This window comes from Bradyrhizobium sp. Ec3.3 (assembly GCF_000472925.1).
Taxonomy (GTDB): Bacteria; Pseudomonadota; Alphaproteobacteria; order Rhizobiales; family Xanthobacteraceae; genus Bradyrhizobium.
Window position 1 is genome coordinate 15,340 of sequence record NZ_AXAS01000020.1, and the last position, 15,810, is coordinate 31,149.

The following is a 15,810-nucleotide window of genomic DNA, read 5'->3' on the forward strand; positions in this document are numbered from 1 at the left end:
GAGGATTTGCTCGCGGATTCCTTGCGCGCACAATGAGCATGCCGATCGTTGCCGACCCCAACAGCGCGAGCATTTCGATGCGCGCATATTGTCGCAGCGGCAAAAGAGAGAGGCGGATACAGCCAATCTGCAGGCGAATCGCGATGTTCGATACATCGTCGACCTGGTTGCGGCAAAGTGGCCACTTCATATTCTTTGCGGAAGCTTTGATTGTAGGTTGCCCGTGGCCGATAGAAAATTAACAAAGGTTAAACGGGATAATTTTGAAAGCCGTCCTTTACTTAAGGCCTTGAGGTGAGCCATGTCGCTTGCGCTTATTGAGACCGGCCATTGCAACGTCGATCTCAAGCCGTCCCCGATAGAGCCATCATGGATCATTGAAGGAAACCCGCAGGCGCGTTCGCACCTGCTGTCGACCAGCGCGTGCGGCACTGCCACGACCCTGATCTGGTCCTGCACCGAAGGCAAGTTCAACTGGTACTACGATCTCGACGAGACGATCATGATCCTTGAAGGATCGATGGTGATCGAGAGCGATGGCATGCCGCCGAAACGCTATGGTGTCGGCGACGTCGTCTTTTTCCGCGAGGGCGCGCACGCCAAATGGCACATCGAAAAGTATGTGAAAAAGGTCGCCTTCCTGCGCCAGACCAATCCGGCTGGGCTCGGTTACGCCATTCGCGCCATCAATAAGCTGAAGCGGATGTCGTCGGTGTTGGGTGGTCGTCGCTCCGGGTAACTCGCGCCCGTCAACGGCATTGCGGATCGTGCGGCGACGACCTAGGTGCTCGTGCGCCTCGCATCGGCGTGCCGCGGCACGAGCGGCGGCTTGGCGTTGAGGGCCTCGACCTGGAAGCCGGCGACGCGCTTGTAGTTCGCGGCGATGTCTTCAAGCTCCTTCTGCGACAGCACGTCGGTGACGACGCCGTAGCCATCAGGCGCGCGCTCCTCGACGAGTTGCATCACCTGCTCCGGACCGTTCTTGCGGTTGAGCAGCACAAGATCGGTCGTCGCCGGCCGGCGCTCGGCCTCATAGGCTAACAGCGCCGCGCTCGTCAGCCCATGCGCCAGGATCTCGCGCGTGATGACACGGGCATCGAGGATCGCTTGCGAGGCGCCGTTCGAGCCGATCGGATACATCGGGTGCGCGGCATCGCCTATCAGCGTGACGCGGCCAAACGTCCATTGCGAAACGGGATCGCGGTCGACCAGCGGATATTCGTAGGCGTGCGGGCAGTTCCGGATCAGGCCGGGCACGTCGAGCCAGTCGAACTGCCAGCTCTCGAACCACGGCAAGAACTCCTCCAGCCGCGCGGTGCGGTTATAGTCCTCGCGCCGCCACTGATAGGTCGGCGGCATATGCCGCTCGGCAACCCAGTTGATCTGGTGGTTGCCGGACGAGTCCGGCGCCTTGGTGATGGGATAGCAGACGAATTTCAGGATCTCGTGCCCGGCCATGATCATGGTGCGGCCGGTGAGGAAGGCTTTGGCCGGCGTCACGCCGCGCCAGAGGATGCGGCCGTTCCAGATCGGCGGCCCCTCCTGCGGGTAGAGCTTTTCGCGCACGGCGGAATGGATGCCGTCGGCCGCGATCAGCAGCGCGCCCTCATACGTGCCGGCAGGCTTGCCGGTCGCCTTGTCGATGAAGTCGGCGCGGACGCCGTCGGCCGTCTCATGCCAGTCGGTGAGATGATGACTGGTCAGAATGTTCTCGCGGCCGAGCCGCTCGACCGCGGTGTCGAGCAGGAGCTGCTGGAGAATGCCGCGATGGATCGAGAATTGCGGCCATTTGTAGCCGGCCTCCAGCCCGCGCGGCTCGCTCCAGATCGGCTTGCCGTGCTTGGAGAAATAGGCGAGCTCGCGGGTGCGCACGCCGCTCGCATCGAGCTTCTCCATCAAGCCGAGCTCGATCAATTCGCGCACCGCATGCGGCAGTACGTTGATGCCGACGCCGAGCGGTTTCAGCTCGGCGACGCTCTCGAACACTCTTGCGGGCACACCGATCTGGTGCAGGCTGAGCGCGAGCGTCAACCCGCCGATGCCGCTGCCGGCGATGAGTACCGTCATGTCAAATCCCCCCGTTGCGGCGTCTTCGCACGGCGAGGCGGCCGTCGGCAACTGCGAAGAGAACGGCCTATGGACGCCGCGCCGGCCTGCCGTTAACGTTCCCCTTTCGGTACGAGGTCTCCCATGCTCAAGCTCTACTACACCCCCGGCACCTGCGCGGTCGCCTCCCACATCGCCCTGGAAGAGGCCGGCGCCGACTACAGGGCCGAGCGGATCGACTTCAAAACCAATCAGCAGAACAGCCCGGACTATCTCGCAATCAACCCGAAAGGACGCGTGCCGTCGCTGGTGACCGATCGCGGGGTCCTCACCGAGACGCCGGCGATGCTCGCCTACATCGCGCAAGTGTTTCCCAAGGCCAAGCTTGCGCCGCTCGACGATGCCTTTGCGCTCGCGCAGGCGCAGTCGTTCAATTCCTATCTGTGCTCGACGGTGCACGTGGCGCATGCCCACAAGATGCGCGGCGCGCGCTGGGCGACGGAGGAGACCTCCTTCGCGGACATGAAGCGGATGATCCCGAAGACGATGGGTGCCTGCTTCTCGCTGATCGAGCAGAAGATGCTCGGGGCCCCCTGGGTGATGGGCGAGCAGTATACGATCTGTGATCCCTATCTCTACACGCTGTCGCTCTGGCTCGAAGGCGACGGCGTCGACATCAAGGCGACACCTAAGGTCGCCGATCATTTCAGGCGGATGTCCGAGCGGCCCGCCGTGCGCAAGGTGATGGACGCGCACAAGGCCTGAGACCTCGGATTGTAGGGTGGGCAAAGGCGCGTAGCGCCGTGCCCACCATCTCGCCAGGCTACAACGGAAGTGGTGGGCACGCTTCGCTTTGCCCACCCTACGAAGCTAGCCCACCTGAAGCTGCGAAGCTTTCCGCTTCTCCAATTTCCGTCCGGTCTCCAGCATCAGCCGTCGCAGCCAGATCGAGCCGGGATCCATCTGCGCGCGGGTCGGATAAAACATGAACTGCTCGTCGATGCCGGGATCGAGCGGCGGCGTCACGGTTGAGAGCGCGAGCTGCCTTGACAGCGCCGCGATCAGGCGGCGGGGCACGAAGGCGACGAGATCGGTGCGGGCGGCAACATGCAGCGCTTCGAGATAGCCTGACACGACGAGCGCGATGTGCCGTTCGATGCCTTTGGTGCGCAGCCAGGTGTCGATCAGGTCCTCGGCCTGGCCGCGGATGATGACCGCGACGTGACGCGCGTCGAGGAACGTCTCGCGCCGTTTCAGCCTTGCGCCAACGGGATGGCCGCGCCGCACGGCAAGCGCATCGCTATCGGTATAGAGCAGTTGCCGGTGAAATCCCTTGAAGGCGTTGCCGATCGAGATCACGAGATCGATGGTGCGGGCGAACTCGGCGTGGAAGATCGCAGGTCCCCGCCACGGCACCACGTCGATGCGGACGTTGGGTGCAAGGCGCGTCACCTTCTCCATCAAAGGTGGCATCAGAAGCTCGACGGCGAGGTCCGGCATCATCAAGCGGAACTGCCGCTCGCTGTGCGCGGCGTCGAATTCCTCTGATACGAAGAGCCCGCGCACCTGGTCGAGCGCCTGCGCAAGCGGTGCGCGCAGGGCCTGCGCCCGCGGCGTCAGCTCCATCTGCGCGCCGGTGCGCACCAGGAGCGGATCGCCGAAAATGTCCCGCAGGCGCTGGAGCGCGTGGCTGGTTGCCGGCTGCGACAGCCCGATCCTCAAGGCCGCGCGGCTGACATTGGCTTCGCGCAAGAGCGCGTCGAGCGCGCTCAGCAGATTGAGGTCAAGCGAATTCAAATTCATGAGGTGAATAGATATCATATTCACTATCGATTGGAAGAATTTGCATGAGGCGGCGATGATCCCGGCGAACTCAAGCAAAGGAGAAGCCGCCATGAGCGCCGCCGCCAACAAGAAACTGATGCAGGATATCTTCGCCGCCGCCGCAGACCCCGATCCGGCCGCCCGCGACCGTGCGCTGTTCATAGAGAGCCTTGCCGACGACGCGAAATGGGTCGTGACCGGACAATACTCCTGGTCGCGGACCTTCGCGGGCAGGGACGCCATCCTCAACGACCTGCACGGCCATGTCCGTTCGCGCCTCGTCGACCGGACGCGCACGGTGGCCCACCGTTTCATCGCCGACGGCGACTTCGTCGTGGTCGAGGCCAAGGGCGACAACGTCACCAAGGAAGGCGTTCGCTACGACAACGACTATTGCCTGGTGTTTCGCATCGAGGACGGCAGGATCAAGGAGATCCGGGAGTACTGCGACTCGGTCCTGACCGAGAAGGCGCTGGGCCCGTTTCCGGAAGCGGCAAGCCGGGCCGCGGGCTGATCCGGGTCGCGTTGTCTCACGGTTGCGGACAAGCGTTCGTGATGCGCTTGTCCGCACGAGCCTGCGTCCGATCCGTTAGCCGTTCGAGCCTTTCGGCCGGTTTTGTGCAAAACCGCCCGCCTGCTCATTGCGTTGTCGTGCCCGAGTTCCACCGGCGTCCACGCGAAGCGAGTGAAGGACACAATTAACAAGTGTCACGCATTGTGTCGCCGCAGACCGTGAGTCGCCGGACGGGCAATCAACGGCTGCAAGGGAGTCGCCTGGCGATTTCAGGTTCGTCCGGCTGCCCCGCGTCTCTTGCTTGGGTGGACAGAGGAAATGGCGGGCGTTCGTTTGAAGATCAGGGGGCGTCTTTACGCCGGCTTCGCAGCTCTCGTGGCAGTTGGCCTGATCATGGCCGCAGTGGCGGTCTGGAACCTGTGGGCTGTCCAGGACCAGGTCGCAAAGGCGGCGGCTCTCTCGGACAGTACGGCGCGGGTCCTGGAAATATCGAACCACCTCCAGGCGATCCAGCGAGCCAACCTTCGCTATATTCACGACGGGAACGAGCCGTCTCTCAAGGAGGCTGGAGACCGGGAGGCTGCGGCGACCCAGCTGCTTCAGGTGGGCGCGAAAGCGACGCTCTCCGAGGAGCGGCGAAAGCTCTATAGCGATCTCATCGGCGATATCGCAAAGATGCGGACCCTGCGCGACGATCTCGGAGACGCCGTCAACGAGATGAGGACGGGCAGGGCGACCCTGTTGCCGGGTGGTGACGATCTGGCCGCAAAGACCGCCAAGCTGGTCATCGCTGCGCGCATCTCCCACGATGCCGAAGTCGCGGCCGCGGTCGCGGATCTCGAATCCAAGATCGTTCTTGTCCGAATTGCAAACTGGCGCTTCCTGGCCTTGCGCGACAGCAAGGGGGCTTCGGCCTTCAGGACGAGCGTCGAGAATACGCAACAAAAACTCGCCGCGCTCGAGAGTGCCACGCTGCCGGAGGCGGTCCAGTCCGCGATCGCGCCGGTGAAGGCATCGCTGACGATCAACAAGAACGCCTTTGAGACGACGTCCGCCGCGATGCTCAAGGCGGACGACATCTACAACAACAATCTCGCGCCCCTGATCATCCGAAGCATCGACAAGCTCAAGGTCGCGGAAAGCGGATTGAAGACCGAAAATCAGGCCTCGCGCGCAGCCGCCGAGGGTGTCATCGCGAGCACGACGTCGGTCCAGGAGGCGGCTGGCGCCGTCGCCCTCCTGTTCGGCGGCATCATCGCCTTCCTGATCGCCCGCAGCATCGTCGGACCGATCACCTCGATGACCCGCGCGATGGGATCGCTCGCCGGCGGCGATCTCAGGACCGAGATCCCCGGACGCGGCAATCGCGACGAGATCGGCGACATCGCCAAGGCGATCCAGGTATTCAAGGACAACATGGTCGAGACCGAGCGCTTGCGCACCGAGCAGAAGGAGCTCGAGGTGCGTCAGGCGGAGCAGCGCAAGGCCGACATGGTCGAGCTCGCCGAGCAGTTCGAGCAGGCGGTCGGCGAGATCGTGGAGGCGGTCTCATCGGCGTCCGGCGAGCTGGAAGCGTCGGCCGGCACGCTGACCACGACCGCTTCGCGGGCCCGGGACCTCTCGACGGAGGTCGCGGCCGCTTCGCAGGAAGCCTCCGCCAACGTGCAGGCAGTCGCGTCCGCGACCGAGGAGCTTTCATCGTCGGTAGGCGAAATCGCGCGCCAGGTGCAGGAATCGGCCCGCATCGCCAATGAAGCCGTGGCGCAGGCGGGCAGGACCAACGAGCGGGTCGGCGAACTCTCGAAGGCGGCCGCCAGGATCGGCGACGTCGTCGAACTGATCAGCACGATCGCCGGCCAGACCAACCTTCTGGCGCTGAACGCCACCATCGAGGCCGCGCGTGCCGGCGAAGCCGGCCGCGGTTTTGCCGTCGTTGCGACCGAGGTCAAGGCATTGGCCGAGCAAACCGCGAAGGCTACCGGCGAGATCGCCCAGCAGGTCTCCGGCATCCAGGCGGCGACCGAGGAGTCGGTCGGTTCGATCCGGGAGATCGGCGGAACCATCGAGCGGTTGTCGGAGATTTCAGCCGCGGTCGCGGCTGCCGTGGAAGAGCAGGGCGCGGCGACGCAGGAGATCTCGCGCAACGTTCAGCATGCCGCGCGCGGAACGCAGCGCGTGTCGACCAATATCGGCAACGTGCAGCGCGGCGCCTCCGAGACCGGCTCGGCGTCCTCGCAGGTGCTGGCGTCCGCCAAGTCGCTGTCGGCGGACAGCAGCCGGCTGAAGGTCGAGGTCGCCAAGTTCCTGAACTCGGTGCACGCCGCCTGATCGCGGGCGGCGCCGGCGGGGCCGGGCCGCGCTTTAGACGCGCGACCCGTCACGGGTGGTCAGGCCACCTTCGTCTTCATGTGCTTGAACATGTTGTCGCGGGCCTCGTCGTCCATCACGGTCTTGAAGGCGAACTTGTCCTTCAGCGCGATGGCGCGCGCAGCCGCTGGTCGCGCGGAGATCTCGTCGACGAGACGCTTGACGTTCGGGTATTTCGCCGCTGCGTCCTCGCCGAGCACGAAGGCGGCCATGCGTGCCCAGCCCCACATCGCCATGTCGACGATCGAGTAGCTGTCGCCGACCATGTAGCGATTCTTCGCCAGATGATCGTTGAGGATCTGGTAGTGGCGATGGCCCTCGTACTGGTAGCGGTTGTGCGCGTAGTCTTGGTCCTTGGGCGAGAAGTGCCTGAAGTGCACCGCCTGTCCCGAATAGGGGCCGAGCCCGGTCGCGATGAACATCAGCCATGACAGCGTCTGCGCGCGAACGGCGGGCGCGGGCAGGAACTTGCCGGTCTTCTCGGCGAGATAGAGCAGGATGGCGTTGGAGTCGAACACGATGGTGCCATCGTCGTCTATCGCCGGCACCTTGGCGTTGGGATTGATCTTGAGGAATTCGGGCGTGAACTGCTCGCCCTTGCGGGTGTCGACCGCGACCGGCTCGAACGGCAGCGCGGACTCTTCCAGATAGAGCGCGACCTTGGTCGGGTTCGGCGAGCCGTTGAAATAGAATTTGAGCATCGAGAGTCTCCCCAGTCCTTTGTGAGCCGAGATCGGGCGCAGCATCATTGCCGCCGGCGGCCCTCTCTTGCCCGAACCCTTGCGGGAAGCACAAGTGACGCGTTCGTGGATGGAGCCTGCACGCCGTGCAGGTCAGCCGGCGTAGAAAAAACCGAGGATGGCGACGATGATCACGCCGAGACCTGCAGCTTCGACGCGGTGCGCAAGCCGTGTCGCGGCATGCACATCGGAGGCCCGCGCGGCGCGCTCGGAGCCTTTGGGATAACCGTGGACGATGACGTCGTGATTGAATGTGTCGTGAGCCTCGTTGCCGCTGGCGAGCCCGGCACAGACGAGGAGCACGCCGAACAGAGCGAGTCCGGCAAAGCCCAATAGGCCGATCATCAGCATCGGAAACATGCCGACCAGGAAGATCGGCAGCAGCGGCAAAAGCAGCAATGTCTCGGACTGTCGTCGCATGGCTCGACCGGTCAAGACGGGAACTGACGCCTGAATGTAGTCCCGGGAGCTCAGTGGTTCAAGTATTCCAGTCATTCCGGGGCTCGCGAAGCGAGAGCCCGGAATCTGGAGATTGTGACGCGAGATTCCGGGTTCGCGCTGACGCGCGCCCCGGAATGACGATCGGGAAAGGGGCGTTACTCGGCCATGCCGGAGCGGATTTCGGCGCGCAGCTCGTCGATCAGCTTGAGGCCCTGCTTGGTCTCGACATGCCAGTAGGTCCAGCCATTGCAGGCGGCAGAGCCCTGCGCCACCGCACCGATGCGGTGGATCGAGCCGACCTTGTCGCCCAGCATGATGGCGCCGTCGGCGCGAACGAGCGCACCGTGCTTCTTCTTGGCGTCGAACAGCTTGGTGCCGGGCATGATCATGCCGCGCTCGATCAGCTCGGAGAACGCCACGCGCGGGGCCTCGCGCGCGGTCATGAACGGGGCGAGGCTCTCTTCCGGCAGCGGCTCGACGGCCGCGATCCGCTCCTCGGCGGCCTTGGCGTAGGTGCGCTCGCGCTCGAAGCCGATGTAGCTGCGGCCGAGCCGCTTGGCGACGGCGCCGGTGGTGCCGGTGCCGTTGAAGGGATCGATCACGAGGTCGCCGGGCTTGGACGACGAAAGCAGCACGCGCGCGAGCAGGCCTTCCGGCTTCTGCGTCGGGTGAACCTTCTTGCCGTCGGCGCCCTTGAGGCGCTCGTCGCCGGTGCAGAGCGGGATCAGCCAGTCGGAACGCGCCTGCACGTCCTCGTTGGCCGCCTTCAGCGCTTCGTAGTTGAAGGTGTAGCCCTTGGCCTTCTCGTCGCGCGCGGCCCAGATCATGGTTTCGTGCGCATTGGTGAAACGGCGGCCGCGGAAATTCGGCATCGGGTTGGACTTGCGCCACACGATGTCGTTGAGGAGCCAGAAGCCGAGGTCCTGCATGATCGCGCCGACGCGGAAGATGTTGTGATAGGAGCCGATCACCCAGATCGTGGCCGACGGCTTCATCACGCGGCGGCAGGCGAGCAGCCAGGCGCGCGTGAAGTCGTCATAGGCCGAAAACGAATCGAACTTGTCCCAGGCGTCGTTGACGGCATCGACATGGGATTCGTCGGGGCGCTTGAGATCGCCCTTGAGCTGAAGATTGTAGGGCGGATCTGCGAACACCAGATCGACCGAACCGGATGCCAGCTTCGACATCTCGGCGACGCAATCGCCGACGATGATGCGATGCGATGCGGACTCAAAATTTGTGCGGGGCGCCCTTGCAGACGCCCCGCGACGCGACACAACCATGACTCAAGAACTCTGACTCAGGCGACGCTGTCGGCGACGCGGGACCAAACAACCGACTGGCCGCTACATTGACCGCGCAAAGTAAAAAACGACTTAACTCGCATCGTCTCGCGATTGCTTCGACATCGCGCATCGCGCAGGCAAAGATGTGCGGATCACTCGTGTTTTGCAGCATCTTTCGCGTTCGCGCGGTTGCGATCGCCTCGCTCGCGCCAAACTTTCTCTCGGAAAAAAATGCTGCTCTCCCGGAAAAAATTGCAGCCGTCGGCGCGGTGCCGCACTAGGCAATTTTTGCCGAGCAGGATATTGATTAACAGAACGGAAATTTTACGTTTGTGACGCGGGTAGGCTTGCGCTGTTGCGTGCCCCCGCGGATGCAATCTAAGGACTTGAGGGAAGCCGCCATGCGTTACGATGATTTCCGCCGCAGCGACGACATCGAGGATCGTCGCGACGAGGGTGGTGGTGGGTTTGGTGGCGGTGGCGGCGGTGGTTTCGGTCTGCCGATGGGCGGCGGCGGCCTGGGCATCGGCACCATCATCGTGCTCGGCCTGCTCGGCTACGCCTTCGGCATCGATCCGCGCATCCTGATCGGCGGCGCCGAGATCCTCACCGGCGGCGGCCAGGCGCCGAGCTACCAGACCGATCGCCAGGCATCGGGCGGGCAGGTGAAGCGCGGCGCTCCGACCGACGAGATGGGCAGCATGATCTCCGGCATCCTGGGCGAGATCGATGATCGCTGGAGCGAAATCTTCCAGGCCAGCGGCCAGTCCTACACCGGTCCCAAGATCGTCCTGTTCCGCAACGCCACCAATGGCGGCCGCTGCGGCATGGCGCAGTCGGCGATGGGACCGTTCTACTGCCCGCCTGACAAGACCATCTTCCTCGACACCGGCTTCTTTCGCGAGGTCGAGACACGCTTCCGCGGCTGCTCCGGCAAGTCCGCCTGTAATTTCACGACCGCGTACATCATCGCCCATGAGGCCGGCCATCACATCCAGAATCTGCTCGGCATCATTCCGCGCGTGACGCGGCTGCAGCAGCAGGCCGGCTCCAAGGCCGAAGCCAACGCGCTCCAGGTGAAGGTGGAACTACAGGCCGACTGCCTGTCCGGCGTCTGGGTCAACCGCGAGGCGAAGAAGCGTCCGAACTTCCTCGAACCGGGCGACATCGACGCGGCGCTGACCACGGCCAGTGCGATCGGCGACGACACGCTGCAACGCCAGGCCACGGGCCGCGTCGTGCCCGACTCCTTCACCCACGGCTCGGCCGAGCAGCGCAAGCGCTGGTTCATGACCGGCTATCAGCAGGGCACGGTGCAGGCCTGCAACACGTTCGGGAATGGGTCGTTGTAAACTGGTCGTGGCGTCATCCTGAGGCGCTCGCCTCCTGGCGAGCCTCGAAGGATGACGAGCCCCCCGGCTCATCCTTCGAGGCGCGCTTTCGCACCTCAGGATGACGTCGGAGAATGGGTAAGGAGATGTGATCCAATGGCGTCGATCGACGAGACAAAACAATTCATCCCGCTCAACGTCGCGGTGCTGACCGTCTCCGACACGCGCGCGCTCGCTGACGACAAGTCCGGCCAGACACTCGCCGAGCGCATCAGCGCTGCCGGCCATCATCTCGCTGCGCGCGAGATCGTCACCGACGACGTCGAGGCGATCCGCGCCGTCATCCGCCGCTGGATTGCAGACGCCGGCGTCGATGTCGTCATCACCACTGGCGGCACCGGCTTCACCGGGCGCGACGTGACGCCGGAGGCGATCGAGCCCTTGTTCGAGAAGCGCATGGACGGCTTCTCGATCGCGTTTCACATGATGAGCCACGCCAAGATCGGCACGTCGACGATCCAGAGCCGCGCCACCGCGGGCGTTGCGGGTGCGACCTACATCTTCTGCCTTCCCGGCTCGCCCGGCGCCTGCCGCGACGGCTGGGACGGCATCCTCGCCGCCCAACTCGACTATCGCACGCGCCCCTGCAACTTCGTCGAGATCATGCCGCGCCTCGACGAGCATTTGCGAAGGCCGAAGGCGCAAGGCGCGACGGTGTAGTCACGCACGGTGTGTGCGTGAGGCAATTGCGGTGCTTTCCCTTCTCCCCTTGCGGGAGAAGGTGGCGCGAAGCGCCGGATGAGGGGTCTCTCTCCGCGCGATCAATAGTCAAAGTTGATCTCGCGGAGAGAGACCCCTCACCCCAATAAGCCTGTGTCTTCCGGCGGAGCTGCCCTCTCCCACAAGGGGCGAGGGCACATCAACGCGCACCGCGCTGGCTGAAGCGATATTCTTGCTCTTCCGTGTCAGCGAACACCACATCGCGCGCCATAGCTCGCGGCAGGCATCGCGCCGCAAGCGCCGGGCGCGGCGCTTGTAGAGATCGACCAGTTCTGCGGTGACGCGGCGCGCAGCTTCGGGCCGCGCGCGCATCAGAGATCGCGCTCCCAGGTTTCGCCGATCAAATTCTGGCCGAAGCTGCGATGCGGCTCGCTCGCCACCAGCTTGAAGCCCGCGTCCTGATAGATCTTGCGCGCGCCGACCAGAATGCTTTGCGTCCACAGCGTCATTCGCCGGTAGCCGCAGGCGCGCGCGAAGGAGACGCATTCGGCGACCAGCCGCTGGCCAAGGCCGCGGCCGCGGGCGGCGGGATCGAGCAGCAACAGGCGCAGCTTGGCGACGTCGTCGCTGGCCTTCACCAGGAACACCGAGCCGACCGGGCGCCCTTCGATGTCGGCGATCCAGCAGCGCTCGCGCGAGGCGTCGAAGGAGGTCATGTATTTCGCCACGATCTCGGCAACGAGCGCCTCGAAGCCTGCATCAAAACCGTATTCGCTCGCATAGAGCGCGCCGTGGCTCTGCACCACCCAGCCCATGTCGCCGGGGCGTGGATCGCGCAAGGAGGCGGGCGCCGGCTCGGCGCGCGGCATGGCAAGCAACCGCTCGACCGTCTCCATCGCACCCGTCAACCGTTTGCGATCGGCCCCGGTGAGCGGCCGCAGCATAGCGGCGACGTCCTCTTGCGACGAGCGCTCGAGTCTGGCGAAGGCCTGGCGCCCCTTCGCGGTCAGGCTCAACTGATATTGCCGCCGGTCGGTTGGAAGCGGCCTGCGCGCGATCAGGCCGGCCTCGTCGAAATTCTGCACGATACGGCTGAGATAGCCGGGGTCGAGCCCGAGCTCGATGCCGATCTCCTTGGCCGAGCGCTCGCCGCCATGGGCGAGCTCATAGAGCACGCGCGCCTCGCTGAGCGAGAACGGCGTCTTCAGCAATTGCTGATCGAGCACGCCGAGCTTGCGGGTGTAGAACCGGTTGAAGGCACGAACCGCCTCCACCTGGTCGTCGGAGACCTGACCGGCCGAAGCGCCAGAGGGCGCGCTTGATGACAGGCTGGATGACATATCGGACGACATGGGGCACCTCCAATACTTGCCATTGTCAATCAATTATTTGACTTTGGCAAGTATCTTCTGGATCACGCCATGCTGACGATCTTGCTCCGCAACAGCGTCCGGGACGATCGGCCGAGCCGCCGCAGCAGCCGGGCCTCGGAGCGGCGAGCCTGGGGTGGGTAGCCGCCGATCCGGTCGTAATGGTCGCGCGCTATCAGGAGGCCCTGATCGCCGAAAGGCCCTACGATCTTGCGCGCCACGAGGCGGAGGATGTCGCGCAGGCCGGTATCGGCGTAGGGCGAACGTGCATAGCGGAACACGGCCGCGCGGTCGCGTCCGCTGGCGGAGACGACCTGGATGAACTGGGTGGTCTCTTCGATCCAGCCGGTCTCGAGCACGGCGCCGGCGTGCAGGAACATCAGCCAGGGCGATCGCGCCTGCAGCGCGCCGGCGGCAAGCGCCGCGCCCTGCGAGGAGCCTTCGTAACCGATGAAGCGGCAGCCCGCGACGTCGGCGACGCGCTCGATCACGCCGTTACGCGTGCCGTCGACGAGCAGGACTTCCTTGATCAGGCCGGCAGCAGCACCCGGGACCAGCGCGGCCAGAGTTGCGACCGTCGGCTGCTCGATGCCTTCCGTCGGTATGATGACGCTCAACATGTTGAGGCTTCAATTGTCTCAAGCTGTGGAAAAAGCGCAATTGTTATAGCGTATAACCGTGCCGTGGTGCCGGACGCAACGATTTGCCGGTGCGTTGGTGCTGCGGTGTCGCGGGATGGTAAACCGTGCAGCCGGCCGCAGCCAAGCCCGTCGCACGCCGGCCGTATTATTGCGGAATGTTTCAGCAGCCGCGCGCCGCATGCGACCTGATTTCATCGTGGACATTTTCGGGGCAGTGCGACCGTTCGCATCGCTCTCAAGAATGGCCGCCCTTGTCGCGCGCGGTCCTGTCAGGCCTGGACGAGCAATCATGCAAAAAGGTGACCTGATCTGCCCGAAATGCGGCGCCGGATTCCGCCGGATCACGCTATCATCGCTCAAAGGTGAATGCGGCGAATTTCGCTGCACGATCTGCGATCGCGTTCTGGAGGTCTTCGATGACTCCAGCGCAGTTGCCTATCGCCTGACCGTAGTGCCAGCTAGGATATTCGTGTGAACGCCGATCAACTGACTGTTGGCACGGCCGCAACATCGCCCAAGGCGGACGCCGCGCCTGCCTTGCGGATCCGCGCCCTGATGCTGGGCGACCGCATCAATGCGGCGGGCCTGGAGATCGGAACGCTGGTGTCGTCGACGCCGGTCGCGTTCCGCATCCATGCCGGTCTCGCCGTGATCTTCCGCTACGGCGTCGTGGTGCTGATCGGACTATTGCCCTCGGAAGAGAAAGTCCTGATCGACACCTTGAAGCCGCGCGTGATCGGCGAGTTCAGTCCCTACGAGGAGGAGACCGCGCAGGCGCAACTCTGCAACGACGAAAACGCCGAGGTGATCCAGCCGGGCGGGCCGATCTGTCTCAGCAAATTCTCCGAGGACCGGCTCCTCCTGATCGCAGATGCGCTCGCCAAGAGTACGGCGCTAGCCCGCGACGAGCGCCGCGTCGCCGCCGTCTTCGACGTCATCGAACCGTTTGCGCGCGAGCTTGCCCAGCGCGGCCGCACGCCGCGCCGTCGCAAGGGAATCCTGCAACTGATCGGCAACGCGCTGCTCGTGCAGCAGCGCGTCGCGGGCCGCGTTGCCGTCGCGGAGAAGCCCGACGTGCTCTGGGAGAAGCCCGGGCTCGATCGCCTCTATTCGCGGCTCGAGGACGAGTATGAACTGAAGGAGCGTCTCGACACGCTCGAGCGCAAGCTCAAGGCCATCTCCGAGACCGCCAACGCGCTGACCGACATCATCGACACGCAGCGGTCGCTGCGGCTGGAGGTGGCCGTGGTCGTGCTGATCGTGATCGAGGTCGTGATCGGCTGCATCCAGATTTTTGCTGGAACTCACTAGACTAGGGGGCACGTAATAATATTCGGTCGTGTCTGCTTTGCTCCAATAGCGATGGACTTTTGTGCAGGCGCAGCAAATGACGCGATGGCCATGCACGGCCATCTAACCGCTGTCGCGCCAGACGATGCCTGGTGCATTCGGCGGTCAGTGAGGTACCATATGGTCGATGACTGATGACAAGGTGAAACGGCGGCTGACCACTGTCCTGTGCGCGGATGTGCACGGCTATTCTCGCCTGATGGGAGCAGACGAAGCGGGAACGCTGGAGATGCTGCGCCGCTGCCGCACTGCCATTGCAGGATTGGTGGAGCGCCACGACGGGCGGATCGTGAATACTTGGGGCGATGCCGTGATCGCCGAGTTCGCCAGCGTGGTCGAGGCCGTGCAATGTGCGGTCGAGATTCAGCAGGAGGTTTCCAGTCAGAATTCGGCCCCACCACCTCACGCGCCCCAGATGCGGTTTCGCATCGGCGTCAATCTAGGCGATGTGATGGTGGATGGTTCCGACATTTTTGGCGACGGGGTCAACATCGCGGCGCGGCTGCAAGAACTCGCCGAGCCCGGTGGCGTCGTGATCTCCGCTTCCGTCTACGATCAAGTGCACAACAAACTATCTCTTGGCTTTGACTGTCTCGGCCAGCAACAGATGAAGAACGTGGCCCCCGTAACCACGTATCGAGTGACCGTGGGTGGCCGAACTGGTGGTAGTGGAAGCCCTGCTACCCAAGTTGGAGCAGTTGCAGCCTTGGAAGCTGGCGCTCAACGGATTCGCGATCGATACGAGCCATCCACCTGGATGAGCTCGATCTCGGATCGGTTAGCGACCCTGCCTCGCCCCGTTGCAGCAATTCTCACAGTTTCAGGCTTTCTGATTCTGATCAATGTTTTCACCGGCCTGCACAGAATCTGGTTTCATTGGCCAGTCGCCGCACTGCTCTTCATTGGCGCCCTGCGGGCGCTACGGCACGGATCCGCGTCGGACAGAAATGAGGGGCGCCGAAGGACTCGGGACTGAGCGGCTCGGCCGTTGCACCGCGAGTCCGGGCACGCGCTCGATCGCCTTGATCGCGAGACGAAACCGATCGAGCTCGTCGAGCACGACCATGTCGAACGGCGTGGTCGTCGTGCCTTCCTCGGCAACGCCGCGCACATTTGTGCCGGCGTGGTTGGTGCCGCAATCGGAAACCAATTCCGTGGACTGAGTCCGCGGAATCGGAAC

General features: G+C 64.1%; 17 protein-coding genes and 1 pseudogene. 10 read left to right on the forward strand and 8 right to left on the reverse strand.

Annotated features, from left to right (window positions below; genetic code table 11):
* Positions 1–301 precede the first annotated feature (301 nt).
* Positions 302–739 (forward strand): cupin domain-containing protein, encoded by a 438-nt coding sequence (locus tag YUU_RS0121490; protein WP_027524262.1) that lies wholly within the window; start codon positions 302–304, stop codon positions 737–739.
* Positions 740–780: 41 nt separating this feature from the next.
* Here YUU_RS0121490 and YUU_RS0121495 read toward each other — a convergent pair whose 3' ends face one another.
* Positions 781–2,067, reverse strand: coding sequence for a flavin-dependent oxidoreductase (locus YUU_RS0121495; protein ID WP_027524263.1), 1,287 nt, complete (start codon positions 2,065–2,067; stop codon positions 781–783).
* Positions 2,068–2,190: 123 nt separating this feature from the next.
* Here YUU_RS0121495 and YUU_RS0121500 point away from each other — a divergent pair, with 123 nt between their 5' ends.
* The gene (locus YUU_RS0121500) at positions 2,191–2,811 is read left to right on the forward strand and encodes a glutathione S-transferase family protein (RefSeq protein ID WP_027524264.1); all 621 of its coding nucleotides are present in this window, start codon (positions 2,191–2,193) and stop codon (positions 2,809–2,811) included.
* A gap of 105 nt (positions 2,812–2,916) precedes the next feature.
* Here YUU_RS0121500 and YUU_RS0121505 read toward each other — a convergent pair whose 3' ends face one another.
* Positions 2,917–3,849, reverse strand: coding sequence for a LysR family transcriptional regulator (locus YUU_RS0121505; RefSeq protein WP_027524265.1), 933 nt, complete (start codon positions 3,847–3,849; stop codon positions 2,917–2,919).
* A gap of 91 nt (positions 3,850–3,940) precedes the next feature.
* Here YUU_RS0121505 and YUU_RS0121510 point away from each other — a divergent pair, with 91 nt between their 5' ends.
* Together YUU_RS0121510 and YUU_RS0121515 are read left to right on the forward strand one after the other, a co-directional pair.
* A complete protein-coding gene (locus YUU_RS0121510; RefSeq protein ID WP_027524266.1) occupies positions 3,941–4,384 on the forward strand; it encodes a nuclear transport factor 2 family protein in 444 nt (147 codons plus the stop codon).
* Positions 4,385–4,702: 318 nt separating this feature from the next.
* Positions 4,703–6,712, forward strand: a complete 2,010-nt coding sequence (locus tag YUU_RS0121515) for a methyl-accepting chemotaxis protein (protein ID WP_027524267.1) — start codon at positions 4,703–4,705, stop codon at positions 6,710–6,712.
* A gap of 59 nt (positions 6,713–6,771) precedes the next feature.
* Here YUU_RS0121515 and YUU_RS0121520 read toward each other — a convergent pair whose 3' ends face one another.
* The 3 genes from YUU_RS0121520 to YUU_RS0121530 all read right to left on the reverse strand — a co-directional run bounded on the left by YUU_RS0121520 (position 6,772) and on the right by YUU_RS0121530 (position 9,215).
* Positions 6,772–7,452, reverse strand: coding sequence for a glutathione S-transferase family protein (locus tag YUU_RS0121520; protein ID WP_027524268.1), 681 nt, complete (start codon positions 7,450–7,452; stop codon positions 6,772–6,774).
* 132 nt (positions 7,453–7,584) lie between these two features.
* Positions 7,585–7,911: a hypothetical protein gene (locus YUU_RS0121525; RefSeq protein WP_027524269.1), complete on the reverse strand. Its 327-nt coding sequence runs from the start codon at positions 7,909–7,911 to the stop codon at positions 7,585–7,587.
* Positions 7,912–8,087: 176 nt separating this feature from the next.
* Positions 8,088–9,215: a site-specific DNA-methyltransferase gene (locus YUU_RS0121530; protein ID WP_027524270.1), complete on the reverse strand. Its 1,128-nt coding sequence runs from the start codon at positions 9,213–9,215 to the stop codon at positions 8,088–8,090.
* A gap of 68 nt (positions 9,216–9,283) precedes the next feature.
* Here YUU_RS0121530 and YUU_RS58805 point away from each other — a divergent pair, with 68 nt between their 5' ends.
* The 3 genes from YUU_RS58805 (at position 9,284) to moaB (ending at position 11,269) form a co-directional block, all read left to right on the forward strand.
* The gene (locus YUU_RS58805; protein WP_156944436.1) at positions 9,284–9,499 is read left to right on the forward strand and encodes a hypothetical protein; all 216 of its coding nucleotides are present in this window, start codon (positions 9,284–9,286) and stop codon (positions 9,497–9,499) included.
* A 120-nt stretch (positions 9,500–9,619) separates the two neighbouring features.
* Positions 9,620–10,570: a neutral zinc metallopeptidase gene (locus YUU_RS0121540; protein WP_027524271.1), complete on the forward strand. Its 951-nt coding sequence runs from the start codon at positions 9,620–9,622 to the stop codon at positions 10,568–10,570.
* 135 nt (positions 10,571–10,705) lie between these two features.
* A complete protein-coding gene (gene moaB, locus YUU_RS0121545) occupies positions 10,706–11,269 on the forward strand; it encodes a molybdenum cofactor biosynthesis protein B (protein ID WP_027524272.1) in 564 nt (187 codons plus the stop codon).
* A gap of 371 nt (positions 11,270–11,640) precedes the next feature.
* Here the strand turns inward: moaB and YUU_RS0121550 are convergent, their stop codons facing one another.
* Both YUU_RS0121550 and YUU_RS0121555 read right to left on the reverse strand, forming a co-directional pair.
* Positions 11,641–12,609: a helix-turn-helix domain-containing GNAT family N-acetyltransferase gene (locus YUU_RS0121550; protein ID WP_027524273.1), complete on the reverse strand. Its 969-nt coding sequence runs from the start codon at positions 12,607–12,609 to the stop codon at positions 11,641–11,643.
* Positions 12,610–12,683: 74 nt separating this feature from the next.
* Positions 12,684–13,259 (reverse strand): glycosyl transferase, encoded by a 576-nt coding sequence (locus YUU_RS0121555; protein ID WP_027524274.1) that lies wholly within the window; start codon positions 13,257–13,259, stop codon positions 12,684–12,686.
* 115 nt (positions 13,260–13,374) lie between these two features.
* On the opposite strand from YUU_RS0121555, the gene YUU_RS61290 reads away from it, so the two are divergent.
* From YUU_RS61290 to YUU_RS0121570, 3 genes are all read left to right on the forward strand, one after another.
* Entirely contained in the window at positions 13,375–13,755 is a 381-nt protein-coding gene (locus tag YUU_RS61290) for a hypothetical protein (protein ID WP_245288066.1), read from the forward strand.
* Complete coding sequence (locus YUU_RS0121565; RefSeq protein ID WP_027524276.1) at positions 13,752–14,591, forward strand: RMD1 family protein; 840 nt, start codon at positions 13,752–13,754, stop codon at positions 14,589–14,591. Before YUU_RS61290 ends, YUU_RS0121565 begins: the two co-directional genes overlap by 4 nt.
* A gap of 166 nt (positions 14,592–14,757) precedes the next feature.
* Positions 14,758–15,606, forward strand: coding sequence for an adenylate/guanylate cyclase domain-containing protein (locus YUU_RS0121570; RefSeq protein ID WP_027524277.1), 849 nt, complete (start codon positions 14,758–14,760; stop codon positions 15,604–15,606).
* 12 nt (positions 15,607–15,618) lie between these two features.
* On the opposite strand, the pseudogene YUU_RS62735 reads toward YUU_RS0121570, so the two are convergent.
* Positions 15,619–15,762, reverse strand: a pseudogene (locus YUU_RS62735) (hypothetical protein); the annotation flags it as partial.
* Positions 15,763–15,810: the final 48 nt, after the last annotated feature.

Excerpts from the sequence above, each read along its gene's own strand:
- YUU_RS0121490 (WP_027524262.1), top strand. The coding sequence starts at position 302 with ATGTCGCTTGCGCTTATTGAGACCGGCCATTGCAACGTCGATCTCAAG.
- YUU_RS0121495 (WP_027524263.1), bottom strand. The coding sequence starts at position 2,067 with ATGACGGTACTCATCGCCGGCAGCGGCATCGGCGGGTTGACGCTCGCG.
- YUU_RS0121500 (WP_027524264.1), top strand. The coding sequence starts at position 2,191 with ATGCTCAAGCTCTACTACACCCCCGGCACCTGCGCGGTCGCCTCCCAC.
- YUU_RS0121505 (WP_027524265.1), bottom strand. The coding sequence starts at position 3,849 with ATGAATTTGAATTCGCTTGACCTCAATCTGCTGAGCGCGCTCGACGCG.
- YUU_RS0121510 (WP_027524266.1), top strand. The coding sequence starts at position 3,941 with ATGAGCGCCGCCGCCAACAAGAAACTGATGCAGGATATCTTCGCCGCC.
- YUU_RS0121515 (WP_027524267.1), top strand. The coding sequence starts at position 4,703 with ATGGCGGGCGTTCGTTTGAAGATCAGGGGGCGTCTTTACGCCGGCTTC.
- YUU_RS0121520 (WP_027524268.1), bottom strand. The coding sequence starts at position 7,452 with ATGCTCAAATTCTATTTCAACGGCTCGCCGAACCCGACCAAGGTCGCG.
- YUU_RS0121525 (WP_027524269.1), bottom strand. The coding sequence starts at position 7,911 with ATGCGACGACAGTCCGAGACATTGCTGCTTTTGCCGCTGCTGCCGATC.
- YUU_RS0121530 (WP_027524270.1), bottom strand. The coding sequence starts at position 9,215 with ATGGTTGTGTCGCGTCGCGGGGCGTCTGCAAGGGCGCCCCGCACAAAT.
- YUU_RS0121540 (WP_027524271.1), top strand. The coding sequence starts at position 9,620 with ATGCGTTACGATGATTTCCGCCGCAGCGACGACATCGAGGATCGTCGC.
- moaB (WP_027524272.1), top strand. The coding sequence starts at position 10,706 with ATGGCGTCGATCGACGAGACAAAACAATTCATCCCGCTCAACGTCGCG.
- YUU_RS0121550 (WP_027524273.1), bottom strand. The coding sequence starts at position 12,609 with ATGTCATCCAGCCTGTCATCAAGCGCGCCCTCTGGCGCTTCGGCCGGT.
- YUU_RS0121555 (WP_027524274.1), bottom strand. The coding sequence starts at position 13,259 with ATGTTGAGCGTCATCATACCGACGGAAGGCATCGAGCAGCCGACGGTC.
- YUU_RS61290 (WP_245288066.1), top strand. The coding sequence starts at position 13,375 with ATGGTAAACCGTGCAGCCGGCCGCAGCCAAGCCCGTCGCACGCCGGCC.
- YUU_RS0121570 (WP_027524277.1), top strand. The coding sequence starts at position 14,758 with ATGACTGATGACAAGGTGAAACGGCGGCTGACCACTGTCCTGTGCGCG.